Origin of the sequence: Fibrella rubiginis, assembly GCF_017353185.1 — a bacterium.
In the GTDB taxonomy this organism is placed as follows: Bacteria; Bacteroidota; Bacteroidia; order Cytophagales; family Spirosomataceae; genus Fibrella; species Fibrella rubiginis.
On record NZ_JAFMYV010000013.1, the window covers coordinates 132,714 to 157,517 of the forward strand.

At 53.3% G+C, this 24,804-nt stretch carries 20 protein-coding genes and 1 pseudogene; 12 read left to right on the forward strand and 9 right to left on the reverse strand.

Features of this window, described 5'->3' with window-relative positions:
• Positions 1 to 20 precede the first annotated feature (20 nt).
• From J2I47_RS22305 to J2I47_RS22330, 6 genes are all read left to right on the forward strand, one after another.
• Positions 21 to 725: a VIT1/CCC1 transporter family protein gene (locus J2I47_RS22305; RefSeq protein ID WP_207366829.1), complete on the forward strand. Its 705-nt coding sequence runs from the start codon at positions 21 to 23 to the stop codon at positions 723 to 725.
• Between the two features lie 74 nt (positions 726 to 799).
• Positions 800 to 1,510 carry a DUF1003 domain-containing protein gene (locus J2I47_RS22310; protein WP_207366830.1) on the forward strand — a complete coding sequence of 237 codons (711 nt, stop codon included), beginning with the start codon at positions 800 to 802 and terminating at the stop codon, positions 1,508 to 1,510.
• A gap of 71 nt (positions 1,511 to 1,581) precedes the next feature.
• Positions 1,582 to 2,913 (forward strand): chloride channel protein, encoded by a 1,332-nt coding sequence (locus J2I47_RS22315; protein WP_207366831.1) that lies wholly within the window; start codon positions 1,582 to 1,584, stop codon positions 2,911 to 2,913.
• A 50-nt stretch (positions 2,914 to 2,963) separates the two neighbouring features.
• The gene (locus J2I47_RS22320; protein ID WP_207366832.1) at positions 2,964 to 3,641 is read left to right on the forward strand and encodes a response regulator transcription factor; all 678 of its coding nucleotides are present in this window, start codon (positions 2,964 to 2,966) and stop codon (positions 3,639 to 3,641) included.
• Positions 3,638 to 4,909 carry a sensor histidine kinase gene (locus J2I47_RS22325; RefSeq protein ID WP_207366833.1) on the forward strand — a complete coding sequence of 424 codons (1,272 nt, stop codon included), beginning with the start codon at positions 3,638 to 3,640 and terminating at the stop codon, positions 4,907 to 4,909. The genes J2I47_RS22320 and J2I47_RS22325 overlap by 4 nt, the downstream gene beginning before the upstream one ends.
• A gap of 7 nt (positions 4,910 to 4,916) precedes the next feature.
• The gene (locus J2I47_RS22330) at positions 4,917 to 5,339 is read left to right on the forward strand and encodes an EamA family transporter (RefSeq protein WP_207366834.1); all 423 of its coding nucleotides are present in this window, start codon (positions 4,917 to 4,919) and stop codon (positions 5,337 to 5,339) included.
• 35 nt (positions 5,340 to 5,374) lie between these two features.
• Here J2I47_RS22330 and J2I47_RS22335 read toward each other — a convergent pair whose 3' ends face one another.
• Positions 5,375 to 6,319, reverse strand: a complete 945-nt coding sequence (locus J2I47_RS22335) for a protein kinase domain-containing protein (RefSeq protein WP_207366835.1) — start codon at positions 6,317 to 6,319, stop codon at positions 5,375 to 5,377.
• 259 nt (positions 6,320 to 6,578) lie between these two features.
• Between J2I47_RS22335 and J2I47_RS22340 the strand changes: the two genes are divergently transcribed.
• Positions 6,579 to 7,031, forward strand: coding sequence for a PepSY-like domain-containing protein (locus J2I47_RS22340; protein ID WP_207366836.1), 453 nt, complete (start codon positions 6,579 to 6,581; stop codon positions 7,029 to 7,031).
• Between the two features lie 41 nt (positions 7,032 to 7,072).
• Here the strand turns inward: J2I47_RS22340 and J2I47_RS27050 are convergent.
• From J2I47_RS27050 to J2I47_RS22375, 8 genes and pseudogenes are all read right to left on the reverse strand, one after another.
• Positions 7,073 to 8,136, reverse strand: a pseudogene (locus J2I47_RS27050) (AI-2E family transporter).
• Positions 8,137 to 8,526: 390 nt separating this feature from the next.
• A complete protein-coding gene (locus J2I47_RS22350) occupies positions 8,527 to 9,507 on the reverse strand; it encodes an IS3 family transposase (RefSeq protein WP_310587714.1) in 981 nt (326 codons plus the stop codon).
• On the reverse strand, positions 9,405 to 9,704 hold the full coding sequence (locus J2I47_RS26900) for a transposase (protein ID WP_310587715.1): 300 nt from the start codon (positions 9,702 to 9,704) through the stop codon (positions 9,405 to 9,407). Before J2I47_RS26900 ends, J2I47_RS22350 begins: the two co-directional genes overlap by 103 nt.
• 393 nt (positions 9,705 to 10,097) lie before the next feature.
• On the reverse strand, positions 10,098 to 10,865 hold the full coding sequence (locus J2I47_RS22355; RefSeq protein ID WP_207366838.1) for a hypothetical protein: 768 nt from the start codon (positions 10,863 to 10,865) through the stop codon (positions 10,098 to 10,100).
• A gap of 147 nt (positions 10,866 to 11,012) precedes the next feature.
• Complete coding sequence (locus tag J2I47_RS27055; protein ID WP_207366884.1) at positions 11,013 to 11,420, reverse strand: universal stress protein; 408 nt, start codon at positions 11,418 to 11,420, stop codon at positions 11,013 to 11,015.
• Between the two features lie 73 nt (positions 11,421 to 11,493).
• Complete coding sequence (locus J2I47_RS22365) at positions 11,494 to 12,627, reverse strand: efflux RND transporter periplasmic adaptor subunit (protein WP_207366839.1); 1,134 nt, start codon at positions 12,625 to 12,627, stop codon at positions 11,494 to 11,496.
• A gap of 96 nt (positions 12,628 to 12,723) precedes the next feature.
• Positions 12,724 to 15,990, reverse strand: a complete 3,267-nt coding sequence (locus tag J2I47_RS22370) for an efflux RND transporter permease subunit (protein WP_207366840.1) — start codon at positions 15,988 to 15,990, stop codon at positions 12,724 to 12,726.
• A gap of 12 nt (positions 15,991 to 16,002) precedes the next feature.
• A complete protein-coding gene (locus J2I47_RS22375; RefSeq protein ID WP_229374881.1) occupies positions 16,003 to 17,376 on the reverse strand; it encodes a TolC family protein in 1,374 nt (457 codons plus the stop codon).
• 550 nt (positions 17,377 to 17,926) lie between these two features.
• Here J2I47_RS22375 and J2I47_RS22380 point away from each other — a divergent pair.
• The 5 genes from J2I47_RS22380 (at position 17,927) to J2I47_RS22400 (ending at position 24,782) form a co-directional block, all read left to right on the forward strand.
• The gene (locus J2I47_RS22380) at positions 17,927 to 18,256 is read left to right on the forward strand and encodes a hypothetical protein (RefSeq protein ID WP_207366842.1); all 330 of its coding nucleotides are present in this window, start codon (positions 17,927 to 17,929) and stop codon (positions 18,254 to 18,256) included.
• A gap of 131 nt (positions 18,257 to 18,387) precedes the next feature.
• The gene (locus J2I47_RS22385) at positions 18,388 to 19,797 is read left to right on the forward strand and encodes a TolC family protein (RefSeq protein ID WP_207366843.1); all 1,410 of its coding nucleotides are present in this window, start codon (positions 18,388 to 18,390) and stop codon (positions 19,795 to 19,797) included.
• 1 nt (position 19,798) lies between these two features.
• On the forward strand, positions 19,799 to 22,978 hold the full coding sequence (locus tag J2I47_RS22390) for an efflux RND transporter permease subunit (RefSeq protein ID WP_207366844.1): 3,180 nt from the start codon (positions 19,799 to 19,801) through the stop codon (positions 22,976 to 22,978).
• A 6-nt stretch (positions 22,979 to 22,984) separates the two neighbouring features.
• A complete protein-coding gene (locus J2I47_RS22395) occupies positions 22,985 to 24,142 on the forward strand; it encodes an efflux RND transporter periplasmic adaptor subunit (RefSeq protein ID WP_207366845.1) in 1,158 nt (385 codons plus the stop codon).
• A gap of 25 nt (positions 24,143 to 24,167) precedes the next feature.
• Entirely contained in the window at positions 24,168 to 24,782 is a 615-nt protein-coding gene (locus J2I47_RS22400) for a TlpA family protein disulfide reductase (RefSeq protein WP_207366846.1), read from the forward strand.
• The last annotated feature ends 22 nt before the right edge of the window (positions 24,783 to 24,804 follow it).

Genomic DNA, 24,804 nt, shown 5'->3' on the forward strand with positions numbered 1-24,804 from the left:
TACATTCTCTTTTTACGAAGATGGCTGACGTTGGGTATTTACACCGGGAGGAACACCTCCGTAGTTCAGATTTTATTTCTGACATTGTCATTGGTATGTCGGATGGATTAACGGTACCATTTGCGCTGGCAGCAGGCCTGAGCGGAGCCGTTGCCAGTTCGTCGCTCGTCGTGACGGCTGGTATTGCTGAGGTTGTAGCGGGGTCTATCGCCATGGGACTCGGCGGCTATTTAGCGGGCCGCACCGAGGCTGATCACTACGATTCCGAACGTCGGCGTGAGGCTGCCGAGGTTGAAGCCGTGCCGGAGCGCGAGAAAGAAGAAGTCCGTGAAGTGTTTGCCGACATGGGTCTGAGTCCAGCGTTGCAAACCACCATTGCCGACGAGCTAGCCAAAGACAAGACCAAATGGGTAGACTTTATGATGAAGTACGAGCTGGGACTTGACGAACCAGATCCAAATCGCGCGACAAAGAGCGCACTGACGATTGGCTTGGCCTACGTAGTGGGTGGGTTAGTGCCGTTAACGCCCTATTTTCTGGTCGGCAACCCGCATCAGGCCCTCCTCTATTCCAGCGGAATCACCCTCATTTGCTTGTTTATCTTCGGTTATTTCAAAGCAAAAGTCACTGGGCAACCGCCCGTTAGCGGAGCTGTTAAAGTTATGCTGATTGGTGCAGCAGCGGCTACAGCTGCCTTTGGTGTGGCCCGGCTATTCGGCGGGTAATTTGACAGCGACGAATAACCGCTTTGCCCTATCGTAGCAAACAATCTGATCTAGCTAAAAAAATAGTCAACATCATGAAAAACAGATTTATTGTGTGTGGCGTTTCTGGAAATCAAATTCCGATTAAGTACGCCGTACCCGTGTCTACAATTGATAAACGGTTTCGAACATACGTTCATGGAAGATATCCAAATTTATCGGCCGATGGCTATATTGGGCAAGAACAATTGATCGCGCTTCAAAGCGGCTACGTACAGTGGTTGTTGTCCGACGAAGCTGGCAAACTTAATGAGTTAGAGCGTGAGATTCTGGACACTGTCAATAACAACGAAATTCTCAATACTGACATTGAGGATGTAATTGAGCACGAACTCACTCTTGGAGAACACATCGCTGACCGTGTGGCTGCGTTTGGTGGGAGCTGGATATTCATCGGAATATTCTTTACGTTTTTGGTGGTGTGGATGGCGACCAATGCCTTTACTTTTCGTGAGCGAGGTTTCGATCCCTATCCCTTTATACTGCTCAACCTCATCCTGTCGTGTTTGGCTGCTATTCAGGCTCCTATTATCATGATGAGTCAAAACCGGCAAGCTGACAAAGACAGACAACGCAGCGAACATGAGTATAAGATTAATCTCAAGGCAGAATTAGAAATTACGTTATTACACAAGAAAATAGACCACGTATTAATTTATCAAAACAGACGCCTGTTAGAACTGCAACAAATTCAAACACAGATGATTGAGCTTTTAACAAAACGTCAATCGTCAACCGAATCATAGTGAATCGTTTGTAGAGATGGCTGTTTATATATGAAAACTCGCTATAACTACTTGGTCAACTTAGGCTTTTTATGCGCGTCAACGAAGAGATCATTCTGTTTTTCACAGTCCTGAAATGGCTGTTACTCTCCACTCTGACCGGCTGTGCAGTTGGTTTGGCTGCGTCAAGCTTTATCAAATTTATCCACTACGTTATTGAGGAAGGTAATCGCTACGAGCACGTCTTTTATTTATTACCACTAAGTTTTTTTCTGGCCAACGTGCTGAGTCAATTCGTGTTGAAACAGCATCTGGGCACAGATACATTAATTGCCGCTATTAATAAAAATTACGGTCGGGTTGAAGGTAGTCTTATACCGACCAAGATCGTAAACGTTGTGCTCATTTTGGCGACGGGCGGCTCGGCGGGTAAAGAGAGTCCCTGCGCGCAAATTGGAGCAGGCATCGGTAGTATGTTCGCAAACCTGTTTAGGGTAGACGACGTTGACCGCCGGAAGATGGTACTTTGTGGTTTCTGCGCCGGATTCTCCTGCGTTTTCGGCGCACCCATCGCTGGAGCACTGTTCGGCATTGAGGTGCTGGCTGCTGGCATTATTCTCTACGACGTACTATTGCCTGCATTTGTAGCCTCCATCACTGCCTATCAAGTTTCTTCGGCCCTGGGAATCACGTTTTTCTACTATCCACTGCAATTCGTACCCGCCTTTGAGCAAGGCTTTTTCATTCGGCTGCTGCTGAGTGGTATTTTCTTTGGGCTGTGCGCTTATGCTTTCATTCGGGCTGTACGGGCCAGTACCGCCTTCACAACCGGCATCCCAATCTGGCGACCCCTTAAAGGGTTAATCGGCGGTTTGATCCTGGTGGGGCTGACCCTGCTTTTTGGCCGGGACTACCTCGGTCTGGGCCTGAACCTGATGGAGTCCTGTATTAAGGGGATTCCGGTGCTTGGGTACGCTTTTTTGCTAAAGGCCCTGTTTACCATTATTACCTTGAGCATTAGTCGCAGCGGCAGTGTAATCACGCCCATTCTATTCATTGGGGCTACAGCGGGTAGCGTTTACGCCGAGGTAATGGGAGCAGATAGGGCCACATTTGCCGCCATTGGGTTTGTGAGCGTACTGGCCGGGGCCACTAACACCCCAATTGCCACGAGCATACTGGCGATTGAATTGTTCGGCGCCACGGTTGCGCCCTACGCAGCTGTTTCATGCGTCATCAGCTTCCTGATGTCGGGCCACCAGAGCTTATACACCGCTCAGGTGCTGGCTGTGCAGAAGTCACGGGGATTGCCTGACCAAGTCGGGCAGGAAATCGGAGCGTTGCCCAATGTACGTGGTACCGAAGTGAATAATCCGCTTGAATCCATATGGAAGTGGCTGCGGTATTACTTCAAAGCCAATTAGTACAGAATTGCTTCAGCATTAGGCAGTACGTTTAGTTAAATCCTATGTCTATGAAGATCCTGTTGGTGGAAGATGAACCAAGCCTGCTGCAAGCAATAAGGCAATACCTTGAAGTGGACGGCTATGTCGTGACAACGGCTGCTACGTTCGCCAAGGCATCAATGGCCCTCAATGATTACGACTATGATTGTGTCGTTGTGGACATTGGCCTGCCTGACGGAAACGGCCTGAACCTAATCCGCCAACTGAAAGCCGCTGAGAAAGGCAGCGGGCTGATTATTATTTCCGCCAAAGATTCGCTCGACGATAAGTTAATAGGCCTGGAACTGGGGTCTGACGATTACATCACCAAACCCTTTCACCTGCCCGAACTCAATGCGCGCATCAAGTCCGTACTACGGCGACGTTTTTTTGGGGGCAATAACTTGATCTGTTACGGAGAAATTGTCGCTGACCCACTCTCGCATCAGGTAACAGTTACCGATCAACCGCTTGACCTGACCGAAAAAGAGTATCATTTGCTGCTGTTTTTCTTGGCCAACGTTAACAGGCTACTGACCAAATCAGCTATAGCCGAGTATGTCTGGGGCGATCACATGGACATGGCCGATTCCCATGATTTTCTGTATACGCACATCAAAAACCTCCGGCGCAAACTCATTGATGCGGGTTGTCCGGATTATATCAAAACCCGTTACGGGGCCGGATACTTATTTACAACGCCATGAGCCTGCTCCGCAAAACGTTGCTGTACCTGTTGTTAGCGGCTATCCCTGTCGCGCTGACTGGCGTATGGGTCTTTGATGCGCTCGTTAACCGCGTCATTCGCTATGAAGTCGACGAACAACTCAGCAGTGATTTGGGGTATATTCAGCAGCAACTTCAAACGGCCCGAACGCCCCTGAACCGGGGGCAATACCTGTTGAACAACCCGCATATCTCGTTGCTGCCATCGGGGCGCACCGTACCCCCTACCTTTTCGGACTCTACTGAGTTTGACCGGCGCGAAAATGAACCCGTACCTGTTCGTCGGCTGACGACCACAGTTCAGGTTGGTAAGCAGACGTACCTAATCGTTGTAAAACAGGCGATGGGCGAGTTTGAGGAAGTCGCACAGATGCTTTCGATGAGTGTAATCGTAGCCTTTCTGGCATTGGTTATTTTTCTGACCGTACTCAATGGCTGGGTGTCGCGCCGGTTATGGCAACCCTTTTACCAACTCATCGACCAGTTACGGGCGTACCGACTTGATGAACATACTCCGACCACATTTGATAAAAGCAGCATCGCGGAGTTCGACCAGTTAAGCGTTGCACTGAACGACATGAGCCTGACCCTGCATCATCAGTACATTGTGCAGAAAGAGTTTACCGACCACGCTGCCCACGAGATGCAGACACCGCTGGCTGTTATGACGACTCAGTTAGACCGATTGCTCACCACTGAACCCCTTACTGAAGAGCAGGTCAATTTGATGGAACAGGCGCAGGCCTCCATTCGGCGGTTAACGCAGCTCAACAAGAGTCTGCTATTGTTGACCAAGATTGAAAACAACCAGTTTGCTGACCAACAACGCGTGAATCTGAGCGAATTGCTGGACCGGCTGCACCGCAACTTTACCGCCTACGCCGAACACCGGGGGCTGAGCTGGGCTATTCATATTGACCCTGACGTTGTTCGGTTGATGAACCCCCATTTGGCGGAGGTACTGTTTAGCAACCTCATAATAAACGCACTGACCCACGCGTTACCCCACACGTTTGCCAAGATGAGTCTGACGAAAGCAAAATTCGTTTCGCTGAACGTTGGCCCGCCCCTCCCCTTCCCGGCGGGGCAACTCTTCGACCGTTTTGTGAAAAACCCCGCCCGCCCGGAGTCAACTGGTTTGGGGTTGGCCTTGGTTCAGCAGATCGCCCAACGCTACGGCATGACTGTCGAGTACAAGTACGACGAACGGGGAAGGCTGCACACCTTTACTGTTTCATTTCCAACCTGACAGACACATGCCAACGTGGGTACTCTACAGCCTGATTTCTATGCTCTTCGCCGGGCTAACTTCGGTAATCGCCAAGCTGGGCCTAAAAGACATTAGTGCTAATCTGGGGCTGGCCGTGCGGACGACGGTCGTCTTCGGGCTGGTGCTGCTCAACTTCGTCGTTTTCCAGAACGTCCGGGAGGTAGGTCAGCTAAACGCTCGCACGGTGGGTTTTTTGGCCGTATCGGGCCTGACGACCTCCCTCTCGTGGATCTTCTACTACAAGGCGATCCAGATTGGCCGTGTATCCGATGTTGCCCTAATCGATAAAGGGAGCATCATTATCACCATCCTGTTATCTATCACGCTGCTGCGCGAGCCAGTAACGCCAAAATTATTCGTCGGCGGAGGGCTTATACTGCTGGGGTTACTGGTGTTGGTGTGGCGATAGATTGCAATAAGTCTACTTTGCCCAACTTTCATGTTTTAGAAAATAGAACCATCGAGGCTGAATTTGTCTCGCGCGTAATCGCCGTAAAGTCCAGTAAAATCGTCTAACAATTTGCTCACAGATGGTCTTTCAGTGGGATTATATTTTAGCATGCCTTCTAATATTCTAACAATCCTGGCCCCGAACTTGCCGTTAATTTTCCCTATTGGATTCAGCACAACCGGATCCTTAATATTATTTGCCCTTTGTAGGGGGTTTTTACCGCAAAACATTTCAGCAATTACTAATCCTAATTGAAAGATATCGGACGCCGTTGTCAAATTTGTTTCTCTATTTGCGTAGGCAACTAATTCTGGGGTACGGTAAAAGAAAGGCATAGCAACGTAACCTTGTAATTCACTACCACCTATTGCTGAACTTTCATTCATATAATCCACGTCATCTTGAACGATGCCCTCATCCCCCACATGCTTTATCAAACCAAAGTCACCAAGTATTGCACGTGTGTTATTGATGAATATATTCTGCGGTTTTATATCTCTATGAACCACCTGCTTCTGATGTAGAAAATTCAGTGCGGAGAGTAGTTGGGTAGTATATAGGAGCGCATTACCCAATGTAATTCCCTTTTTTAACTCATCAGCTAACGTATTTGGCAGGTAACTTGTTATCATGAATGGTCTACCAGCGAAGGTTCCCTTATCAAAAAATCTCATAATAGATGGATTACTTTGATCTTCCAAGAAGGCGACCTCATCCCAAAACCGCTGAATCCTTTCAGCAGATGATATTTTATAGAGAACCTTCAAAACGAATATTTGTCCTCGTAAAGCACCACTTGTACAAAGTACTACATAGGCAACTCCGTTTCCACCTTTACCAATAAAACCTATATTTTTGTAATATTCCCCAGAGTCTGATTTAACAGACTTAAGTTGCTCCAAAAAGAACTTGTCGTTAGTTTGACCGTTCGTTGTCATGATGTCGGTAAGATAGATTTAAAAACGAGTGCGTATAAATATTCTGAATAATTCACGATTTACCACGTATCACCACCCAATACTTAGTTAGTGTGGTATCCGCGAAGATGTTTTTTACTACATTCTGGAATTGGCTGTCAACCCAGCCCACTACCAAACGCAGCACTAAGTTATAGTTAATGAGCAGTAACCTCAAAATCTCTTCAGAATCGTGTGGTAGGTTTGAGTCGGTTAAGCAATCAACTAACCAACCAAGCATATGAAAACCATCCTGTTTGCGGGCCTGCTGAGTGGGTTCGCGCTCTCGGTCGCTCTACCGACTAATGCCCGTCCTGCTCTCACCACCGCACGTGTTGTTGGCTTGGCCGACGAAACGCCAGCCGCTGTGAAAGCGACCATCGCCCGGCTGTACCCGACCGTGAAGAACGTGAAGTTTGATAAAGAGAACGGCGATTATGAAGCGGGCTTCAAACACAACGGCAAGTCAATGTCGGTGGTGCTTGATGCTAAAGGAATGGTGAAGGAAACCGAAACCGAAATTCCAGTTAGCACATTGCCTGCTTCCGTTCGCGACTACGTAGCCAAGAAGATGCCAGGAAAGAAGATTAAGGAGGCCGCCGAGATCGTGGATGCCAACGGTAACAAGAAATACGAAGCCGAGGTGGACGGTAAGGACCTGATGTTTGATATGTCAGGTAAGCCCTTGAGGTAGATGACAAAGTCTGAGCAGCCCGGTAAAGGTACCTGGGCTGCTCAGACTTTTACTGATTTGTCATCCAATACATCCTGTACGTACAGCATCTTCACCAGTATGAGCACAACTGCCATGACTGGGGTAGCCAAAATAAGGCCAATGCCTCCCACAAAAACCCCCATAATTAGCTGCGAAATCAGCACTAACGCGGGCGGCATCGAAATCATTTTGTTCTGCACCAGCGGAGTCAGCAGATTGCTCTCTATTAACTGAATACCAGTATACAGCAATACCACATAAAGCACCTGCTGCGGCCCGTCAGAGAAGGCAAACAAAACCGCTGGAACCAGGGCCAGAATGGGACCAAAATTTGGAATAAACGTAATCAGACCGGCAAAGAGAGCCAGTGCTGCGGCCAGTTTTACACCCAGCAGCCACAGCCCCAGAAAACTTAGTACGCCGACCACTATCATCGAGAAGAGCTTACCAATCAACCAGTTCAACAGGGTCTCCCCTACTTTATCGAGTGTTTCCTTACCCGCTCCCGTCCTGATTTGGGTATGAGCAAAAGTATTCCTTCCCAGTACAGATTAGGTTGAGCCGCCAGAAAAGCCGCCAGAAAAAAGATCACGTACACGTCGGCCAGTATGCCAACGGTGGAAGATACGGCACCGAATACCCGGCTCAGCGACCGACTACGTCCCTCAACTAATTTAGCCATCGAGGGTACAGCGTCAACAAGCCGCTGCCCCCACTCCGAACCGGTAAGCCTGTCGCGGGCTTGTTTGATTGCGCCGGGTAGCTGCTCTGTCAGGCCATTCATTTGGCCACTAATGGATGAAGACAACGCCCAGATCAGGCTTGCCAGCAAAGCCAGCGTGAACAGCGACACCACCGTTAAGCAAATGCCTTCTTTCCAGTTAGTCTTCCGGCTTAGCCAACGCGCTCCCGCCCGCAGGGGCAACGCAATCAATACGGCAGCTAAGACCAGCATCAGGATATCGATAACCGCGCCCAGTAGCCCAAGTATTAGTAAAAAAGCCAGCGTGATGCCTACGACGACGCACACACGCCGGACGAAATCCGAATAAATTATTGACTCATCAGTCTGTGCATTGTTCATAATCTAATAGCTAAATGAATATGGAGCGTTATCGCCTGACCGTGTCTTGGCAGTGGCAAAATGAATAGGCGTTAGCTAAGCCATAAGACCCCCTACTGTCCATATGAAGCAGTTGCTGGTTACGCATTTGGGTTAACAGCTGTTGCATACGCTCGTCGTCCCTAAAAAATCTCCATAGTGGTCCGCCAACTCAGGTCGTAGATGTCACCGTTTGGAGTTAGGCTGAAATAGTAGCTCATCCAACGTGAGTCACCGGTCCATTTGTCAATTCAATAGATAATCTTCGGTCCAATACGCAATACTTCATGAAACTTATCTCGGTAAAGCTGATATAGCTCGTTGTGATTGGTATGATATATACTACTCCCTAAATACTGGACAGGTTTTAGGCTAAATTAAGCTTGCTGGTAGCGGGGGTAGAAGTTGTACTTTTCCGCTTTCCTTCCCCCTTTCGTACCACTCCGCAGGCGTCTGGTAGCCTAACGATTGATGTTTGCGTTCCTGGTTGTAGAACTGAAAATACGTACCCAACCCCTGATGCAAACTACGACCATCCGCGTAAGCCGTCAAGTAAAGATGTTCGTGTTTGATCGTGCGCCAAAACCGCTCAATGAAAATATTATCTAAAGCTCGGCCTTTAGAATCCATGCTTATCCTTATTTCATTGCCTATCAGTGGCTTAAGAAAATCGTGGCTGGTGAATTGGCTTCCCTGGTCAGTGTTAAAGATTTCGGGTTTGCCCCACTTGCTCAACGACTCTTCCAGCGCATCGACACAAAAATCCGCTAACAGCGTATTACTCAACCGCCAACTCAAAATGAAGCGGCTGAACCAGTCAATAATTGCACACAGATACAAGAACCCATTGGCCATCGGCACGTAAGTAATGTCCGTGGACCAAACCTGATTGGGCCGTTCAATCACCACCCCGCGCAGCAGATAGGGGTAGATCGTGTGGCCGGGGTGGGGCTTGGAGAGGTTGGGTTTAGGGCCAACGGCCTCCAGACCCATCAACCGCATCAGTCGGCGTACCCGCTTGACATTGACGGGCTGCTCAGAATTGGTCAGTTCCTGACACATTCTCTCCACACCCAACTCGGGCCGAGCCATAAAGAGCTTATCAATCCGCTCCATCAGAGCCAGATTTTGAGCGGATTCACCCACCGGCTGATAGTAGTATGTCGAGCGGGCCAGCCCCAGTAAACCACACTGTTGGTTGACCGACAGATGGGTATAGGTTGGGTCGATCAGCAAACGCAGATCGGCACTTAACTCGTCCGTAATTTTTTTTTGAGGTAGTCGTTTTCGACTTTTAGCTGTCCAATCTGTTGAAACAAAGGAGATTCGATTTGCTCGCGTTGCTCGACTGATAGTGTTTGCTTGCTGGGTGTCGTCTCGAAAAGGGAGGGTAGACCATCCAGCGCCTGTCGTTTCCAATCGGTAATCATCTGGGCGTGAATGCCAAATTCGCTGCTGAGTTGGGCGAGCGTCTTTTGTCCTTTTAAAGCTTCGAGAACGACCTTGGTTTTGAAGTGGGCATCGTGAATGCGCCGAACGGGGTTGGCCATTGTTGGACATTTTGTAGGAATGAAGTTAATTGTTTCAAGTTATCCTACCTGTCCAGTTTTTGGGGAGTATTATAATACCCCTATACCAGCGAAGCCGCTACCGCTTGTTTATGCCCGACTCGGCTGACTACCACCACCTGGTGCAAGCATGGCTTTCCCCAAACTGTACGTACCCAACTTGCCCCACTTGATCGGGCAACTCATCGGCTGAATGTATGAGTTGCACTGACCGTTGTGAGCACCCCAAAACAAGAAATGTATTTAGGACGATGAACATATGGGTTAGCCATCTTATTTATTTAAATGCTGTTTCAAGCGTTTTCATAACGTTGACAAATAGTATAGTTCCTGTAAAGAATCTGCTCTTTGACCATTAACATTGCATAATCGACATTAACGAGCTATTTCTTTCGTGTACGACATCAAATGAATAGCGGCCACATACAGGTCACGCTCCGTTCGCATCTGAGCGTCGATCAATCGATACCGGTTTACTAACTGAGACATGAATTCGCCGGTTGTGTACTGACCGTTTTTGAATTCCCGGTACAGTACCCGAAAAGATTTTGTTCTTTCAATAGCAGTTGAGTCGACATCCATCAGTTGTCGTAGTAGCACAAATCGACTCCACCAACCACCATATTCAGCATCGAAGCGGCCCAAATGCTTTGCGTGCTTTAACCGCATTTTCTTGCTGAGAATGGGTGGATAAATCGTATCCGTAAAAGCGACATTCTGATTGCCCGTAAGCATGACTAACATACTTCGGTGCTGATCGATTAAGGCCTGCTTCTGCAAAAGCTTAACGGCTGTTTCCCGGACAAAACTGCTCAACGCTGCCGAGTACAAATCCTCATTTTTAGTCAAGCTCCGTAATACTAAATCATGAGCAAGCTGACGGGTTTGACCTTGCCGACACATTAATTCCCGCTCCCGCTTTCTTTGGTAAATCAAGTCGATACACGTTAGACTAACTTGCCGGTGAATCTTCTGACGTAGCACAGTAAACTCCTGTTCGAGTAGTCGGCGGTTTTGTCTAATCAACAAAGTCGATGGTGCCTGTTGAATGCCTACCTTCACCGTCCGGCAGGAATCTAAGCAGCGACGCCCAGCTTTGATGTAGACGTTGTTTAGATCGACGGCTGCCAGCAATGCTTTCAACGTCGATTGTCCAAATCCACATGAGCTAGTAGCCAACCAACCGCCAAGCCAAAGGGCTGTTGTACACAGAGAACGAAGGGACTGTCGCATAGATAAAAATCCTGATGCTCAACACACTTCTATTCCAAAAAGCAGTCTGATCCCCCTTTAGGAGGGTACGAGTATTAGTGGACAGGGCAATGTATCGATTAAATGCTCGGCGATCCGACTTGTTAGTCGGTGAACAAACCCCTCGTGCCTATGCGCGCCAATGACCACATAGCTGGGTTGCTGCTGCTCACAGATACGTCCCAAGGTTTGAACAGGATCACCTGGCAGCAGTATGGTCTGACATTCGACATCACTCGCTTCGTCTTGTATTTTCAGCAGAGTTTTTTCAGCACTTTCAAACATCGACTGTCGGACTTCCTGCGTGGTGTAAGGGCCCTCACCGATTACGCCTGCGTCGTCCACAACGCAGAATAAGCAGACGATATCTTCCAGTTCCCGTGCAAGCGCAAAGCCCTGTCGGGCAACCTGGGACGCATACGGGCTATCAGCAACGGCAATCAGTATTTGGGTCGCATGGGCGTTTGTTGATTACTATTTCGGATTATGTTAACTGAATTTCGCGACACTTGACGGGCATCTATCGAGCAACCACCTTCTCAGTGGGTTTAATCGTTGTCGTTCGAATAGCTATATTATCCCGAATATCGTCGGAGGCACTGGCCAGCACCAGATCATTGGGTTTAAGTTTTCCAATCACCTCCACACGGTCGTCGGATTCGTTACCCGTCTGTACTGGTATATAGTGTGTTTTGCCGCCCTGCACGGCAATGACATAGGTGCCTTCCATCGATGTCACTACGGCGGTCTTGGGTACGTAAAGACTTTTGTCGCGCCGTTGCACCGGAAAGCCAACACTGGCGTACATGCCCGGCATCAGTTTCATGCTGCCGTTGTTTACTTCTATCTCAATCAGTTCAGCCCGCACCGCCCGTTCGACGTTGTACGAAATACGATTCACCTGCCCCCGGAACGTCTCCCCCGGAAAGGCGTTAACCGAAAACGTGACGGGCGTGTGCTGCCGCAGTTGCCCGGCGTAGACTTCGGGGACCGTCACCTGCAACCGTAACCAGCCCACTTGTTTGAGCTTAAGCACCGGCTGAGGGTCTTTCTGACCCGGCCCCACAAAAGCCCCCGGACTCAAGATCCGATCCGTGACCACCCCGTCGAAGGGGGCCGTCAGGACTAAATACTGCTTCATCTGGCGAGCGGCCGATACGAGCTGGCTTTTGCTGATCAAGGCTGAACTATCAGCCATCATTTTGCCTTTTGCCAAATCAATTTCCTGCGGAGCAACGGCCCCCGCCGTTTTAGAAGTTTGCACGATCCGATGGTACGTGATCTTGCTAACGGCCATTTGCCCCTGAGCGGCCTGTTGGTCAGCTAAGGCCCGGTTCAAGTCGGCATCCAGTTCCGGAGCTTCCATGACAGCCAGCACTTGTCCGCGCCGAACCCGGTCACCCACATCCACGCCGAGTGTTTTGATGAACCCATTCACCTTAGCATACAGCGCCACATCGTAGCGGGGCAGGAACTCACCCGGCAGTTGGAGTGACTTGCTCCGCTGCTCCGCAACGACGGGTACCGTCTCATAGGACGCATCCCGTACCTCGGCAGTAGCCGGTTCTTTCTTGTTGTGCTTCTCTGACGAACAAGCGGGTAATAGCAGACCCCCGCTACCCAAAATCAGGAGACTATACAGCAGAATTTTCATGATAGGGAGAAAGTTGGTGCCCGCCCGACTCCTGGGTGTACTGCCGTCGGGGACCGGTTTGGCGGCAGTGGCAGGAGCCGGGCGTTGGGCAGGTTATTAGTTCGGGTTGGTTGTTAACAGTTCCTTTTTAAGCGGATTTACGCCGTCATAGTATTCACTTTCGGGGTCTTCGGGGTTAAGCGAGGGCGACTTGATGGTCGTTTTAGACTGCACCGTGGCGAAGATGACTGGTAAGACCAACAGGGCCGCAATGGCCGAGAAGAACAGGCCGCCGATGACCGCCCGGCCCAGTGGTGCCGACTGATCGCCCGCTTCGCCGATACCCAGGGCCATCGGAATCATGCCCACGATCATGGCAATGGTCGTCATCAGAATAGGCCGGAGTCGCATCCCTCCTGCCGTCAGGGCGGCTTTGCCCGCGTCGTCGTATTCCAGCCGCAACTGTTCGGCGTTGGTGATTAGCAGAATCGCGTTGGCGACCGATACTCCCACCGACATGATGATGCCCATGTAGGATTGCAGGTTGAGTGTACTGCCCGTCAGAACAAGCAGCCCCAACGACCCGGCCAGTACGGCTGGCACTGTCGAAAGCACCACGAAGGCCACCTTGAACGACTGGAAGTTGGCCGTCAGTACCAGCAGAATAACCACGACGGCCAGCCCCAGCCCTGTCTGCAAACTTCCCAGCGTTTCGGTAAGCAATTGGGCCATGCCCAGCAGTTCAACCGTCGTGCCTTTGGGGGGCGTACCCAGTCCAGCAATGACCTGCTGTACATCGCGGGAAGCAGTACCCAGGTCATTGCGAAAAATGTTGGCCGATACCGTCACCAGCCGACGCGGGCCTGAGCGGTCGAACTCGCCTGGTACTGTTGTGCGCCGGATGGTCGCTACGTCGCCGAGCGTTGGTCGGAGTTGCCCCTTCACCAGCGGAATGGCTTCCATGTCTTCGGGCGACCCCATTTCGTATTCGGGCAGTTGTACCTGCACCTGATATGCATAGCCGCTTTTCTGGTCGAGCCAGAGATTTTTGGCCGTGAAGCGGCTCGATGAGGTAGCCGCCACGAGACTTTTGGCCACATCGTCAGCGGTCAGGCCAAACTGCGCGGCCCGCTCGCGGTTGATCTGGATATCGAGCGTGGGGTAGTTCAGGGGTTGCTTGATGCGAATATCGCGCAGATAAGGGATTTCTTTCAGTCCGTTCACCAATCGTTTGGCGTACGCCTGTCCATCCTCCAGATTTTTGCCCCCGACCTGCACCTCGATGGGCGTACTGGCTCCCTGGCTCATAATTTTATCTGTTAACTCAATGGGTTCGTAAGATATGCTCACGCCTGGCACTTTATCGTGTACCTCTTGCCGCAACTTGTCGCGAAACGCATCCATATTTCCCTCAAAACCCTCGCCCAATGCGACTTGCAGGGTCGCTTCGTGCGGCCCGGCATTGAAGACGTACAGATTGCTGGTGCCGTATGTGGATGGCGTCATGCCAACGAAAGCAGAACTGATTTCCACATTGTCTTTTCCAGCCAGATTTCCAATGATAGCTAGCACTTGCCGGACGCGGTCTTCGGTCCGCTCAATGCGCAATCCCTGAGGCCCAATGACGCGTACCTGAAACTGTCGGGCATTGCTTTTGGGTAGCATGTCCTGTCCGATAGTCATAAATAGCAAAGCGGCCAGACCGAACGTCAGCAGGACGTAGCTCCCCATGACCAGCGTTCGATGCTTCATCAGTCGACGTACCGTGTTGACATACCCGGCTCTTATACGATCAAAACCCGTCAGTTTCTTTTTATGCGCTAAACTGCGTTTGTCGTGCTCCACCTGCTCTAATTCCTGATCATTCAGGGCTTGCACGGCGGGGGCATGTTCTATACTGTGGGGGTGCACCTTCATCCACCAGTTACTCAACACCGGCACCAGCGTCAGGGCCAGTAAAAAGGCCACGATCATGGCGAAGCCAATACTGAGTGACAGAGGCAAAAACATAGCTCTAGGGATACCCGTCATCAGAAACGAAGGGGCAAATACGGCTAGGATACAGATCAGAATCAAAAATTCAGGGAAAGCAATCTCCAGACAGGCATCATAGATGGCACGGGCCTTGGCCTTGCCCATCTCGAGGTGCTGGTGGATGTTCTCAATCGTCACCGTGGCCATATCGACCAGAATCCCGATGGCCAGGGCCAGCCCCGACAGGGTCATGATGTTGATGGTCTGACCTGCCGCGTTCAGGAGCATGACGGCTGCCAGCACCGCTACCGGGATGGTAAGCACCACAATGAGCGAAGACCGCCAGTCGCGCAGGAACAGCAGCACAACCAGCCCCGTTAGAATGGCACCCGTGATACCTTCGCTCATCAGTCCTTTCACGGCATTCGATACGTACACCGACTGATCGAACTCGTAGCTCAGCCGTACGTCGTCGGGCAGCAGGCTCTGCATCTCGGCCAGCCTGCCTTTCAGGGCGTTCACCACCGACATGGTCGACGCGTCGCCCGTTTTGGTGACGGGGATATACACCGCCCGTTTGCCATTGACCAGGGCGTAGCCCACCGTCTGGTCGGCCGCGTCGGATACGGTGGCTACGTCGCCTAGGAAAACGGTTGGGCCGCTTCCCAGCTTCAGAGGAATTTTAGCAAATTCATCTACCTTCTCAATGGTCGCGTTAGAGGGGGTTAAGTACGTATAATCTTTCAGACGCACCGTCCCAGCAGGCGAAATCTGATTAGCCTTAATGACTGACTGCACTACCTGATCGGGTGTCAAAGCGTAGGACTGCATCTTCTGCGGGTCCACCTTGATGACGATGGTTCGCTCGTTGCCCCCAAACGGCGGGGGAGACGATGCGCCTGGAATCTTGGCCAGCAGCGGACGGATCTTGGTCGAAGCCAAATCCTGTATCTGCGACAGCGACCGGGTTTTGGAGTTGAACACCAACTGCCCTACCGGTAGCGTGGAGGCATCGAAACGTACTACGACGGGTGGTTGCGAGCCAGGGGGCAGGTAGGCCATTACCCGACTGACCTGGTTGGCTACCTCGCCAGCCGCCTGCGCCATGTTAGTATTTTCGTAGAAAGAACACTTCACCAGCGTCAGCCCCTGTACGTTCTTGACGTCTACGTCTTTGACGCCCGATACGTAGAGCATCTGGTTCTGGTAGCGTGTGGCCATAAATCCTTCCATTTGGGAGGGCATCATGCCACCATACGACTGGGCTATGTAGATGGTAGGTGCGTTCAGTTTGGGAAAAATGTCGACCGGGATATTTAGCACGGCCATCACCGAGAAAACCAGCAGGCCCAGTACGACTACCATGATAGTGACGGGCCTGGAGAGGGCAGACGCAATGAGTTTGTTCATCCGAATCTGGGGTTATTTGGTGATCAGTCTAGTAAAATCGGCTAAGTCGCCTTCTGCTGCAGACTTCAGTAAAAGTGCCCGCCAGACATTATTAACTGCCACAGCCTGATCGATTTCCGCTCGGTTTAGCAGTGTGTAAGCCTGGGTGAATTCATAAATGTTGGCAAGGCCAGTTCCGTAACGAGCCTGAGCTTGCCCATAAGCCGCCTGAGCCGCACCCAATTGAATAGGCGACTGCCGGGCTGCTTCAATTGCATTCCGAATTTGAAGATCAGCCGTCTGCTGCTGCCCGCGCAGTGTCAGGAGTTGTTCGTCATAGCGGGCCTGATCGGCCAGCGTACGGAGCGACTGTGCCCGCGTTTCCCGTTGGATACGGACCAGGTCGGTAAACCGCCAGACAGTGCTCACTCCAACAAAGTAGTTGGCAACCCGAAACGGCAGTCCGGCCCCCAACGAGGGGCTATAAATAAAATTACCTTCCGGTGATAAATTGTCGCTGATGCCCGACCCCCGGGCCCAGAATGAACCATTGAGGGAAATGGCGGGTAACATCGATTTTCGAATGGCCTGCGTCTGCGCCTGATCCAGATCAATTTGACGTTGGTAGTAGGTCAGCACGGGATGAGTCGCCAGTTTCGCTTCAGAAAAGGCGAAATCGGGCGGTATAGCCTGCTGAAACGTGGTCGTATCCAATCGAATCGCCACGGTCGGCAAACCGGTAAGCTGTCCCAACTGCACCCGCTGTTGCTGTGCCATCCGGCGGCTATCGAGCAACAGCAATTGAGCTTTGGCCAGCTCGGCATCCGCCAACGAGCTATCCACTCCCGGACGCAGCCCAGAGCGGGCATTAGCCTGCATGACCCGTCGAAACGCCCGCACCCGGTTCAGATTAGCCTCCTGCACCCGTACCGCCTGATCCATGATGAGGGCCATCAGGTAAGCGTCCGCTACGCGTACCTGTTGCACGAACAGTTCCTGCCGGTAATCGGCCTCGGCCCGTCCGGTGGCAGACTGGAACAGGGCTAATTCTGCTTTGTTTCGCCCAAAGGTGATAGCTCGCCAATTAACATTGAGTGAACTCAGACTGGTCCAGACGGCATCAGTAGTTGGACCATTATTCTTGATGCCACTCGATACGGAGTTAGTCGTTCCTTCGTTCGGAAAGTAAGCACCTCGTACATTGTTGGAAGTGCCATATAGCGCTTGTGCCTGTATGGCTCCGGCGGGCAGAAAGCTAGCTTTACGAGCACTATAATCCGCCCTGGTTGCTTCGGTTTCGATGCGCTTACTTTTGATAGATGGGTAGAATTGGGCGGTTATGTCTAGCGCGTGCGCTAAGGTCAATACCGAGTCCTGGTCCTGACGTGCAGGCTGCGCAACCAACAAGCCGTTTGGAATAAAAAACCAGCATAGGAGCCAGTGTAAGAGACGCTGATTTTTTCGTTTAGCACGTCCTGATTCGTTGGCTGAATTATAGTCTCCTGTCAATCGCCGTGAGTGGCATAAATTAACTTGAGGAGTTGTGCTCATAGCGATGCGTTTGATGCGTTAAGTACATCAAATGTCGCTTAGCAGTATTAGAGCATTAGAGCCAAATTTGTTACAGATTAGAAAATTCTAATCTGGAGTGACACACACTATCGCATTTATAGGCAAATTTCCGATGAATTGACGAAGGTGTAATTTAATTACCCTGACCCTCAGGCGCTTTGGACTACGGCATCTCTATACGACGTTATATATTGCCTGTTTTTAACGCTTGCAATCATTTACCAATGGACAACTGATTTTGGTAAGCAGTCAATTAATTATCGTTAAAATAAAGTACTCAGGTGTAACAATAAAACCAGCATTAACGTTAGAACCTGACAACGTAGCAAGTAGCATGATGTTGAATAGGGCAATCGCAAAACTAGTATTTATCGCTTTCTGGGGGATGTTCTTCCAGTGTCAGGCGGTGAGTGCGGTCTCTGCTCAACGCACGCAATCGTCACAGTCGCAGGAGCCTAAAAAAGGATTCTGCAAGAAAAAGCTGATTGACGATCAACAGAAAGTGAGTGCGGCTACGGCGGGTAAGACCGACCAGAAACGCCCCCCTCAGCCCCTCGGCTCAGGTTACTTGGGCCAATTCGTTTGCTACCTGATTGCTTCGCTGCAACCCGCGTCACTGACTGCCGGGCTGTACGCTTGCCCGTCGAACCACTGGTCGGCGGCTCTTCATCGGGCTAACCCGAACAAAGCTCCCCCACGCGCAGTACTGGCCTAGCAGGACTCCTTCGCTGATCGCAGCGACAGGCAGGGTCCACTCCATCGGCACGCGCCGACCGATTCACGCTATGCCTTTCCCGAAGCCGATTGCCTGTCGGTAGTAATTCTATCTATCGTATTTTCTTGATTATGACCGCTCAACCTATTCGTTGGCGGTTGGGAGAGGCTTCGTTTCAGCGAGTCCTGCTATGGCTGTGTGGTTGCTTATTAAGCACGGCAGCTATGGCCCAACCCAACCCGCTGACCCTACAGGAAGCTCTGCGCCTAGCCCGCCAGAATTACCCCGCTCTGAAAGCGAAAGAAAAAGCCGTCGATGTTGCCCGTGAAGGCGTTGCCCAGACACGTACACAGCGGCTCCCCTCCCTAAAAGTGAGTGAACAGCTTAACTACGGCACCACCAACGCTACGGCGGGCATTTTGCTTCCATTCGGTACCGTGATTCCGACAACCGGTACGTTCGCCAACGAGGCCAGCTACCGGGGTACGTTCGGCAGCATCACTACGCTGTACAGCGAATGGGCACCCATTACGTTCGGGCAGTACCAGGCCCGGCTCGACGAAGCGCAACAGGCCGTCAACGTAGCGGTGGCCGATCTGGCTAATGATGCCTTCACCCAACAGGTGCGGGTGACGCAGACGTACCTCGAACTGCTGGCTATCGAACGCTACCGGCAGGTGCAACGGCAGGATGTCGACCGGGTTACGACGCTTGGGCAAATCGTTGGTCGGCTCACCAAAAATGGCCTGCGCCCCGGCGTAGACACCGAATTTGCCAACGCCGAAGTGGCTAAAGCCAAATTGGCCCTGTTTGCCGCACAGGATCGGGAGGCCCGGCTACGTACCCAATTGGCTACCCTCTTGGGTACGTCGGCGCAGAACTGGCAACTCGACTCGGCATACATCACCCGGCTACCCAGCTCTGTTTATCTCGACTCAAGCGCGACGCTGCACCCGCAACTTGGTCTGTTGCAACAGGCTATCCGGCTAACTGACGCCCGCACCAGTACGCTCCGCAAAAGTTACCGCCCTCAGGTCGCGCTGCTGGGCGGCACCTGGGCCAGAGGGTCGGGGATTGGGGCCAACGGCGACATCAACTGGGGCGTGGGCGGGTTGCCACCCAACCGGCTCAACTACGCCCTGGGCATCGGGTTGACGTTCAACATCCTCGACTATGCCCGCATCCGCTCGCAGGTTCGGCAGGAGTCGATACGCTCTCAACAGCAGCAGGACGATTTTCGGCAGGCGAGGCTGGAACTTGACAACCAGGTCAGTCTGGCCGATCAGCGGCTGCAACTGGCGCAGCAACAGGCCGAACAGGCCCCCGTTCAGTTGCGGGCGGCTGCACGCGCCTACCGCCAGCAAACGCTGCTCTACGACGGTGGCCTCGGCGACCTGACGGCCCTGACGCAGGCCCTGTATAACCTGCGTAAAGCCGAAACCGATCAACTGCTCATCACAAATCAGGCGTGGCAAACGCTGCTTAGTAAGACAGCCGCCACGGGTGATTTCGCCCCATTTTTCAACGCACTGCGCCCCTGATATGTATTCACTCATTCGCTCGGCCCTTACCCGGCCCATCACGGTCGTCGTCGGTATTCTGGCTATTCTGTTTTTCTCGGTCGTCGCCGTCCGCAACATCGCCGTCGATATTTTTCCAGCTATCGACACGCCCGCGATCTACGTAGCCGAACCCTACGGCGGCCTTTCGCCCGATCAGCTCGACGGGTTCATCGCCAATCAGTTTCAGAATAATTTCCTGTTCGTATCGGGGGTTCGCAAAATCGAAACCAAGAGCATTCAGGGCCTGACCCTAATCAAGCTGTCGTTCTATCCCGGCACCAACATGGCCCAGGCGGCTGCGGAAGTAGCCACGCAGGTCTCCCGCGCCACGGCGTTTATGCCCCAGGGAACGCTGCCGCCCCAGGTGGTCCGGTTCGATGCCAGTTCGCTGCCCGTGGGTCAATTGGTGCTGGAAAGCGACAAAAGCAGCCTGACCGAGCTACAAGATTTTGCCTCGGCCCGGCTCCGCCCCCTGTTCACCAGCATCCCCGGCGTTACCTCTACCGCCCCGTTCGGTGGCAACATCCGCTCCATCGTCGTCAACGCCGACCCCCAGCGGATGCGGAGCTACAACCTCACACCCGACGATATCGTGACCGCCATCGTCAACAACAACCAGCCCTCGGCAGCGGGCAACATCAAGATGGGGCAGCTCTCCTACATGGCTCCGGTGAATTCGCTGCTGAAAACGCCCGCCGATTTTCTGGACGTACCTATCCGCACCGGCGCGGGGCCGAACGTGTACGTGCGCGACATCGGTACGGTGCAGGACGGGGCCGACATCACGACGGGCTACGCGGTCATCAACGGCAAGCGGGCGGTCTATATGCCGGTCATTAAAAAAACCAGTGCCTCCACGCTCGACGTGGTCAACAGCGTCAAGGCGAAACTGCCGGAACTACGTGCGTTACTGCCCGACGACGTGAAGCTCACCTACGCCTTCGATCAGTCGGTATACGTGACCAATTCGTTAACCAACCTGACCACCGAGGGCATCCTAGGCGCGTTGCTGACGGGCCTGATGGTGCTGCTGTTCCTGCGCGACTGGCGGAGTGTAATCATCGTGGTGCTGACCATCCCCCTCTCCATCCTGACGGCGGTGATTCTGCTCAATCTGGTTGGGCAAACCATCAACATCATGACCCTGTCGGGGCTGGCCTTAGCCATCGGTGTGCTGGTAGACGAAGCGACGGTAACCATCGAAAACATTCACCAGCACCTGGAAATGGGCAAGCCTAAGTCGTTGGCGATCTGGGATGCCTGCCGCGAGATCGCCCTGCCTAAGCTGCTGATTCTGTTGAGTATTCTGGCCGTATTTGCCCCGGCTCTGGTGATGGAAGGGGTGCCGAAGGCCATGTTTTTACCCTTGTCGCTGTCGGTCGGCTTCGCGATGGTGGCTTCGTTTCTGCTGTCGCAAACGTTTGTGCCGGTGCTGGCGAACTGGCTCCTCAAGGCCCACCCGGTCGTTCACGGGGCCAATGGGCACGACGACCAGGTTGACCCCACCGAAACGAAAGGGTTTGAGCGGTTCAAGCACCGGCATCAGCAGTGGCTGGGCCAGCTCGTTAGTCGTCCGAAACGGGTCATTGGGGTCTACTTCGTGGGTACGGTCGGGCTGTCGATGCTTGGCTTCATGCTGATCGGAACCGACATTTTTCCGCTCTCCAACTCGCCCCAGTTTCAGCTTCGCATCCGGGAAACAACGGGCACCCGCTTCGAGCAGACCGAAAAAACGCTGGCCGAGGTAACGGACATCATCAACCAGCAGGTTGGTCCCAAAAACATCGAAATCACGTCGGCGTTTGTGGGGACGCAACCGGCCAGCTACGCCGTCAACTCCATTTTCGTTTTCACCAGCGGCCCCCACGAAGCCCTGTTGCAGGTGGCGATGACGGAGCATTTTTTGGGCAACGTGCTGGCACTTAAAGACTCGCTGCGCCGGGCTATCGCCCAAAAACGGCCTGATCTGGCGATTTCGTTTGAACCCATCGAACTTGTTGAGAAAGTAATGAGCGACGGAGCTTCCACGCCGATTCAGATCAATGTGGGTGCCCGGAACCTCCAGCAGGCCAACGGGTTTGCCCAAAAGCTCATGGATTCGCTGCGGCAGGTGTCCTACCTGCGCGACATCCAGATTGCCCAGCCCCTGCGCTACCCGGTCATGCAACTCGACATTGACCGGGAGCGGGCGGCTCAGTTTGGCGTTACCAGCCAGGACATTACGCGGTCGATGGTTGCCACGACCTCGTCGAGCCGGTTCACCAACAAAAACCTGTGGCTCGATCCGGTATCGGGCTTAGGCTATCAGGTACAGGTGCAGGTACCCGAAAACCAGTTGACCCAGGTGCAGGACATGGAGAACATCCCCGTGAAACCCGGCCAGAGTCGCCCCACGATCATGGACGTGGCAACGGTGTCGCCCAGCTACGTACCCGGCGAAATTGACCGACTGGGGCCGTACCGCCTGGTCAGCATCACGGCCAACATCCAGAACAAAGACCTGGGTACGGCCACCAACGCCGTTCGGCGGATTATCCAAGAAGCCGGTACACCCCCCAAAGGGGTTGTCGTCAATCTGGTTGGTCAGAGTCAGCTTCTGGGCGAGACCCTGAGCAGTCTGCAAACGGGGTTGGGGGTTGCCATCGTGGTTATTTTCCTGCTGCTGGCGGCCAACTTTCAGTCGTTCAAACTGGCGGCTGTCATTTTGGGCATCACCCCCGCCGTGCTGGCGGGGGCGTTGGGGATGCTGCTGCTCAGTGGCGCGACGCTCAACCTGCAATCGTATATGGGAATCATCATGTCGGTAGGTGTGTCGGTGTCCAACGCCATTTTGCTCATTACCAGTGCCGAAGGGCTTCGCCTGTCGCACCACAACGCCCGACGTGCTGCTATCGAAGCGGCAGGCTCCCGCATCCGGCCCATCCTGATGACGAGCATCGCCATGATCGCGGGTATGGTCCCGATGGCCCTCGGCCTGGGGGAGGGCGGTGAGCAGGTGGCTCCGCTGGGGCAGGCCGTCATTGGGGGGCTGCTGGCCTCGACCGTTACCTCACTGCTGATTCTGCCCGCGCTGTTTGCCTGGACGCAGAAAAAAGCCGCTTACCAATCCGTTTCACTCTTTCCCGAACTGGCCGCCGACGTACCTGCCGCCGTTCATTAATTGCCTATGAAAACGATTCTGAAAACCTATGGGGCGGTTGCGCTGGGTGGGTTGCTGCTGACGGGCTGCGGGTCAAAGCCAACCGAAACGCAGCAACAACCCACCCCGCCGACAGTGCCAACGGTCAACACGTTCCCCGTTGACTTTAGCCGCCGGGTAACGACGGTGAGCCTGCCCGGCGATCTGAAGCCCTACGACGAGGCTCAGCTTTTTGCCAAAGTGAATGCCTACGTCAAGGCCCTCTACGCCGACCGGGGGACGGTGGTCCGAAAAGGGCAGCGGCTGGCCCTGCTGGAAGCCCCCGAACTGGCCGCGCAACTGGCCCGCGCCCGCTCGCAGGGGCAGGTAGCCCGCGCCAACTACGTAACGGCCAAAACAAACTTCGAGCGGCTGGAGCGTACCAGTCAGGCCGATGCCGGTACCATCTCGCTCAACGACCTGGACCGGGCGCGGGGGGCTATGCAGGCGGCTGAGGCCACCTTGCAGGCCACTCAATCCGAGATTCAGGCCGCCCAGCAACTCAATCAGTACTTGGTCGTGACGGCTCCGTTCGATGGGGTCATCAGCACCCGCAACGTATCGGTGGGCGCACTGGTCGGAGCCGGGGGCGGCACGGGCGGCAAACCCCTGTTCGAGTTGGAGAACGGTCGGCGGCTGCGGTTGGTCGTAGCAATCCCGGAGAAGTATACGGGGCAGTTGATTGCCCCCCGCACCCGCGTTCCGTTCACGGTGCAGGCGTATCCGGGCGAAACGTTCACGGCCATTTTCAAGCGAAAAGCCGGGGCCATGCAGAACGATACGCGGGCCGAACTGATCGAGATGGATGTCGATAACGCCGACAATCGCCTTCAATCGGGCATGTATGCTAACATTGCGTTTGCCATGCAGCCCCGGCAGGCCACCGCTGCCGTACCCGTAACCGGCGTAGTAAACCGGGCGAGTCAGGCATTTGTAGTCCGGGTGGCCGGGGGGCGCGCGGAGTGGGTGGCCGTTAGCCGGGGGCGGCTGCTGACCAACGATTCTGTGGAGATTTTTGGCCCCATTCAGGCAGGCGACCGGCTGGTGGCCCGGCCTACGGAGCAACTTAAAGATGGGCAACCGGTGCGGGTAGTGGCAACAGACGGCGCACCGAAAGGCAAACAGGTAGCCGCCGTTCGACCCTGATTCAGTCTTTTAAACAAACGATATCATGAACGCAACAACCAAAAAACAAACCAACTGGGTTGGGTACGTCGGCTTCGCAGCCCTGATCCTGGTCTTATTTTTCACCGACCTGGGTACGTCCATTCGCGGGGGTATCCAGCAATTACTGCTGAAAACCGGCCTCAAGGATGCCCCGACCACCGCTACGTCGGCACCCGTGGGCGCGCAGCAACCGAACGCTGATTACCCGCATCAACTGACGCTGAACACGCTCGATGGCAAGCCGGTGGCATTGAGTTCGCTGAAGGGGAAGGTCGTCTTTCTGAACCAGTGGGCGACCTGGTGCCCGCCCTGCCGGGCCGAAATGCCCGCCATTGAGAAACTGTATGGGTCGGTCGATAAAAATAAGGTGGCTTTCGTGATGCTGTCGCTCGATGACGCCCCCCAAAAGGCCGTGCGGTTTGTTCAGGAGAAAGGCTTTACGTTTCCGGTGTACGTACCGGCAGGCCCCATGCCCGACGCGTTTGCCTCGCAGGCGATCCCGACGACGCTGATTTTAGGCCCCGACGGGCAGATTGCCCAGCGCATCGAAGGCATGGCGAATTACGACACGGACGAGTTCCGGCAGTACCTGACCTCGCTCTACACGGCCACCAAATGACACCGCTAAACCACACGACGAG

Excerpts from the sequence above, each read along its gene's own strand:
- J2I47_RS22340 (WP_207366836.1), top strand. The coding sequence starts at position 6,579 with ATGAAAACCATCCTGTTTGCGGGCCTGCTGAGTGGGTTCGCGCTCTCG.
- J2I47_RS26900 (WP_310587715.1), bottom strand. The coding sequence starts at position 9,704 with ATGGCCAACCCCGTTCGGCGCATTCACGATGCCCACTTCAAAACCAAG.
- J2I47_RS22370 (WP_207366840.1), bottom strand. The coding sequence starts at position 15,990 with ATGAACAAACTCATTGCGTCTGCCCTCTCCAGGCCCGTCACTATCATG.
- J2I47_RS22380 (WP_207366842.1), top strand. The coding sequence starts at position 17,927 with ATGTTCTTCCAGTGTCAGGCGGTGAGTGCGGTCTCTGCTCAACGCACG.
- J2I47_RS22385 (WP_207366843.1), top strand. The coding sequence starts at position 18,388 with ATGACCGCTCAACCTATTCGTTGGCGGTTGGGAGAGGCTTCGTTTCAG.
- J2I47_RS22400 (WP_207366846.1), top strand. The coding sequence starts at position 24,168 with ATGAACGCAACAACCAAAAAACAAACCAACTGGGTTGGGTACGTCGGC.
- J2I47_RS22330 (WP_207366834.1), top strand. The coding sequence starts at position 4,917 with ATGCCAACGTGGGTACTCTACAGCCTGATTTCTATGCTCTTCGCCGGG.
- J2I47_RS22310 (WP_207366830.1), top strand. The coding sequence starts at position 800 with ATGAAAAACAGATTTATTGTGTGTGGCGTTTCTGGAAATCAAATTCCG.
- J2I47_RS22315 (WP_207366831.1), top strand. The coding sequence starts at position 1,582 with ATGCGCGTCAACGAAGAGATCATTCTGTTTTTCACAGTCCTGAAATGG.
- J2I47_RS22320 (WP_207366832.1), top strand. The coding sequence starts at position 2,964 with ATGAAGATCCTGTTGGTGGAAGATGAACCAAGCCTGCTGCAAGCAATA.
- J2I47_RS22305 (WP_207366829.1), top strand. The coding sequence starts at position 21 with ATGGCTGACGTTGGGTATTTACACCGGGAGGAACACCTCCGTAGTTCA.
- J2I47_RS22390 (WP_207366844.1), top strand. The coding sequence starts at position 19,799 with ATGTATTCACTCATTCGCTCGGCCCTTACCCGGCCCATCACGGTCGTC.
- J2I47_RS22335 (WP_207366835.1), bottom strand. The coding sequence starts at position 6,319 with ATGACAACGAACGGTCAAACTAACGACAAGTTCTTTTTGGAGCAACTT.
- J2I47_RS22365 (WP_207366839.1), bottom strand. The coding sequence starts at position 12,627 with ATGAAAATTCTGCTGTATAGTCTCCTGATTTTGGGTAGCGGGGGTCTG.
- J2I47_RS22395 (WP_207366845.1), top strand. The coding sequence starts at position 22,985 with ATGAAAACGATTCTGAAAACCTATGGGGCGGTTGCGCTGGGTGGGTTG.
- J2I47_RS22325 (WP_207366833.1), top strand. The coding sequence starts at position 3,638 with ATGAGCCTGCTCCGCAAAACGTTGCTGTACCTGTTGTTAGCGGCTATC.